3 protein-coding genes are annotated in these 3,311 nt (G+C 38.6%); all 3 read right to left on the minus strand.

Translation table 11 applies throughout. The features are described 5' to 3' along the window. The coding region (locus tag Q0F90_RS08310; RefSeq protein WP_296004682.1) for a hypothetical protein at window positions 1-401 on the minus strand (401 nt) is incomplete at its 3' end. Window positions 402-487: 86 nt separating this feature from the next. Beyond that, on the minus strand, window positions 488-937 hold the full coding sequence (dut, locus tag Q0F90_RS08315; RefSeq protein ID WP_009350915.1) for a dUTP diphosphatase: 450 nt from the start codon (window positions 935-937) through the stop codon (window positions 488-490). A gap of 10 nt (window positions 938-947) precedes the next feature. Then, complete coding sequence (locus tag Q0F90_RS08320; protein WP_296004685.1) at window positions 948-3,017, minus strand: polyribonucleotide nucleotidyltransferase; 2,070 nt, start codon at window positions 3,015-3,017, stop codon at window positions 948-950. Between the last annotated feature and the right edge of the window lie 294 nt (window positions 3,018-3,311).

Raw genomic sequence — 3,311 nt, forward strand, 5'->3', positions numbered from 1 at the left:
TATATATACAGGATATTATACCGCTCTAATAATTTTTTCAAATCTGATGTTAAATCTTTCAATTCATGTGTGAACTTAAATTCCTCTACATCATTATATAAGTATGTGATAGAGGAAATACTTGCTTTAAGCCAACATTCAAGACCATGTGTTAAATTAAAAAATATCGGAAATATTAAATGATCAGCTACATTATATTTATTATATTTATCTAATATATTTTTTAACAGGTATAATGATGAAGCAATGTATGAATTCCCCATTGTAAAGAATTGAAATGAGTCAACTTGTTTATTTTGTAATATTGAATTAGCATTTTTCTTATCTTCAAAATACCAATTTAAAAATGCATAAGCATTTACTGGTTTACTTGAAGAACCATTTAAAAATATTTTAGTCATATAAAATTTAATCTCCAATCTTTTATCAAAAGCCGCCCAACGTAAGTTGAGCGGCTTTCACCATTCTATTTAGTATTATATGTTGTTTACATAGCACCGGTGCTACCGATACCACCTGTACGAATGCCTGTAGCATCGTCATCGTTGGTAATAAGGTATTTAGAGAAGATGCCTTGGGCAACGCGTTCACCTTTTTCAAGGGAAACGGTTTCTTTACCATAGTTATAGAGGGCGATCATGATATGACCTTCGTTATCCTCATTGTTATAGTAATCGCTGTCGATGATGCCAGTGCTATTCACAAGTGCTAAATGGCGTTTAATGGCCATGCTAGAACGAATGTGGATGGCAAGGTATTCGTCATATGCCATGAAAGCTTTAATTCCTGTTGGCACTAATACGACTTGGCCTGGTTCTAATGTAACAGCTTCAGCGCATTCAATATCATAGCCTGCGCTTTCTGTTGTTTTACGTGTTGGTAAATTGATATCTTGTTCTTCAAAAGCAGAAACTACTTCAAAGCCACGAATATCCATGTAACACCTCTTATTTTAAACAATCTTTACGGGACAAGTTTACACGGCCTTGTTTATCAATTTCGATAACTTTTACCATGATCTCATCGCCTACATTTACTACGTCTTCTACATTTTCAACCCGTTCTTTCGCAAGTTTAGAAATGTGTACAAGACCTTCTTTACCTGGTAATACTTCTACGAAAGCACCAAATGCCATCAAACGAGTTACTTTACCAAGGTATACTTCACCTACTTCAACCTCTTTAGTAAGGTTTTCGATGATTTGTTGAGCTTTAGCAGCGCCTTCTTGTTCTACAGAAGCGATGAATACTGTACCATCATCTTCGATATCAATTTTAGCGCCTGTTTCCTCAATAATACCACGGATTACTTTACCGCCAGAACCGATTACATCGCGAATCTTATCTGGATCAATTTTCATTGTAATGATGCGTGGCGCATATTGAGACATTTGTTGACGTGGTTCAGCAATTGTATCAAGCATAATGCCCATGATGTGCATGCGGCCTTTATGAGCTTGTTCTAATGCTTCTTGAAGGATTTCACGGGATAAACCAGAAATTTTAATATCCATTTGGATTGCTGTTACACCTTTAGCTGTACCAGCAACTTTGAAGTCCATATCGCCAAGAGCATCTTCCATGCCTTGAATATCTGTTAAGATTGTGTAGTGTTCACCTTGAGTTACAAGACCCATAGCGATACCAGCTACAGGAGCTTTAATAGGTACACCAGCGTCCATCAAGGACAATGTGGAGCCACATACGGAAGCCATGGAGCTAGAACCATTGGATTCTAATACTTCAGATACTAAGCGCAATGCATATGGGAAGTCTGCTTCGCTAGGAATTACAGGTACTAAAGCGCGTTCAGCCAAAGCACCATGACCAATTTCACGACGACCAGGACCGCGGGAAGAACGAGTTTCACCTACGGAGAAGGATGGGAAATTATAGTGGTGAATATAGCGTTTTTCTGTTTCAATGCCAATGCCATCAATTGTTTGTGTTTCAGACAATGGAGCTACAGTAGCTACGTTCAATACTTGAGTTTGACCACGTGTGAATAAACCAGAGCCATGTGTACGAGGTAATACACCTGTACGGCAAGAGATTGGACGAACTTCATCAAGTTTACGACCATCTGGACGAATTTTTTCAACAGTAATCATGTGACGAACGATTTCTTTGATCATTGCGTCGAATGCTTTATTTACATCCCCCATATTGTCTGGGTAGATTTCTTCAAAGTGTGCTAATACGTCTGCACGTACTTCGCTTTCTTGAGCATCACGTTGTTGTTTATCTGCGCAACGAACTGCTTCGTCAAGTTTATCATGACCATAAGCACGAACTGCATCAGCGATTTCAGCAGGAACATCTTTGCTTTCAAATACGCGTTTTTCCTTGCCTACCTTAGCTTTCATGTCTTCTTGGAAAGCTACGATTTTTTTGATTTCTTCGTGAGCTGTCATGATAACTTCAAGAATGATATCTTCTGGAACTTCTTCAGCGCCACCTTCAACCATGAGGATAGCATCTTTTGTACCAGCTACTACAATGTTAAGATCTGTTTCTTCTAATTGAGCTTTAGTTGGGTTTACAACGAACTCACCGTTGATACGACCCATGCGAACGCCTGCAATAGGACCATTCCAAGGCACATCAGAAATAGATAATGCTGCAGAAGCACCAATCATACCACACACTGCTGGATCGCAGTCTTGATCTACGGACATAACTGTTGCTACTACGTGTACTTCATTGCGTACACCTTTATCAAATAATGGACGAATAGGACGGTCAATCAAACGGCTATTCAAAATCGCAGTTTCAGGTGGACGAGCTTCACGTTTAATAAAGCCCCCTGGTAAACGACCAACAGCGTACATTTTTTCTTCATAGTCTACTGTAAGTGGGAAGAAGTCGATATCCTTCGCCTCTTTAGAACCTGTAGCGGTAACGAGTACACGAGTATCGCCATAGCCAACCATTACGGCACCGCCAGCTTGTTTTGCAAGTTCCCCAGTCTCGATCGTAAGTGTACGACCAGCTAGGTCCATTTGGAATTGTTCCATTCCTATTCCTCCTAAAAATCTTCTTATATGTATACCTTCTTATTATATATCATCAGTAAAAAATAAGCTATTTTTTCACCTTATTATAATATATGGTACTTCATTTTATTATGATATACTTATCACGTTGCTAACTCCTAATCTGGCAACAGAGAGGAGGTGTTTTCATGATAGATTATTTTGTTTCCCTTATTATCACTATCATAGGTGGTGTAACTTGCCATTACATCATCAAGTGGCTAGATAGTAGATATAAATAGGGTTATAGGACAAAACGTGTTGGTACTTCAATCC

This window comes from uncultured Veillonella sp. (assembly GCF_934190855.1).
Lineage (GTDB): Bacteria > Bacillota > Negativicutes > Veillonellales > Veillonellaceae > Veillonella.

What these genes read in the sequence shown, in the direction of transcription:
- Q0F90_RS08320 (WP_296004685.1), bottom strand. Translation starts at nt 3,017, where the DNA reads ATGGAACAATTCCAAATGGACCTAGCTGGTCGTACACTTACGATCGAG.
- dut (WP_009350915.1), bottom strand. Translation starts at nt 937, where the DNA reads ATGGATATTCGTGGCTTTGAAGTAGTTTCTGCTTTTGAAGAACAAGAT.